The organism is Mesorhizobium sp. M2C.T.Ca.TU.002.02.1.1, assembly GCF_003997225.1.
This window is the reverse complement of sequence record NZ_RZTO01001265.1, coordinates 1-1108: the sequence shown is the minus strand read 5'-3', so window position 1 is coordinate 1108 and position 1108 is coordinate 1. Positions and strand designations below refer to the sequence as shown.

Annotated in this window: 1 protein-coding gene and 1 pseudogene; both read right to left on the bottom strand. The window is 69.1% G+C overall.

What is annotated here, in order from left to right; all coding sequences use genetic code 11:
* Nucleotides 1–816: sugar phosphate isomerase/epimerase (locus EOD07_RS35325; RefSeq protein WP_164772889.1), on the bottom strand; the 816-nt coding region annotated here is incomplete at its 3' end.
* Nucleotides 816–1108, bottom strand: a pseudogene (locus tag EOD07_RS37965) (gfo/Idh/MocA family oxidoreductase); the annotation flags it as partial. The gene EOD07_RS35325 and the pseudogene EOD07_RS37965, both read right to left, overlap by 1 nt.

Genomic DNA, 1108 nt, shown 5'->3' with positions numbered 1-1108 from the left:
CTCGAGAAGCGCGCGAAGAGCTGCGCCCGACGCGGCCGCATCCTTGTGCTCGAAGCCATGCGCGACCACCGCCTGGCCGTAGCCGCAGGAGCGTAAGAGCCGAAGGAAACGGTGCAGGTCGACGGCGCCGGCGCCGGTGGCGACAACCTTGCCGGCGCGGTCGACGTCCTTGGCGTGAGCCAGGATGATGTTCTCGCCGAGCAGGTCGACCGCCTCTTCCATGACCCGGGCCTGGTCGCTCAGCCTGTCGCCGACGAGGTTGGCGGCATCGAGGATGATGCCGAGGCGCGGGTTTCTGACCTCGCCGAGGATGCGGCGCGCGAGAACCGCATCGGCGACCACGTTGCCGGGCTCGGGCTCAATGCCGAGCCTGACGTCGTGCCTCTCGGCAAGCTCGAGCGCCGCGTCGAGTTCGGCGCGCATGTCGGTCCAGGCGTCCGCCGAGGCGTTGCCGGGGTGCGCTGCCCACATGTCGTCGGCGTTGCGCGAGCCGGTGCACAGCGTCACGATCGGCGCGCCAAGCAGCGGCGCGGCGGCCACGACATTGGCGAAGCGGGCGCGGGCGGCTCGGCGCAAGGCCTTGTCCGGGTGAGCCATGTTGTAGGTGCCGGAGAGGCCGGCGATCGCCAGGCCCCGTTTGCGGGCAGCCCCGGCGAAGGCCGTCAGTTCACCGGCGGGGACACTGTCCGGGAGGCTGGCCAATCCGAGGCATGACAGGTTGAACTGCATGCCCTCATAGCCGTCCCGCCCGATCGCCGAGAGCAGCTGGTCGACGGAGCCGAGCGGATAGGTCCGGGCAAAGATCGCCGGATACATCAGACCGGCCCCGAAGCGTCCGCCAGATCGACGGGCTTGCCGCTGCGGACCGACTGGCCGATCGCCACCATGGCGCGGACGGAAGCGACACCATCCTCGATCGAAGCGCCGTTCATCGGCACGCCGGTGAGCACGACGTCGGCAAAGCCTTCGAGCTGGCGGCGGTAGAAATGGCCGTCGGCGCCGAGCACGCGCTCGGAGGAAGCGCTGCTCTCGCGAAAGATGTCGACCTCGCTCGACTTGTAGTACCAGGGATTGAAAATCTTGCCGACGGCGCTGCCGTTCTCGCCAT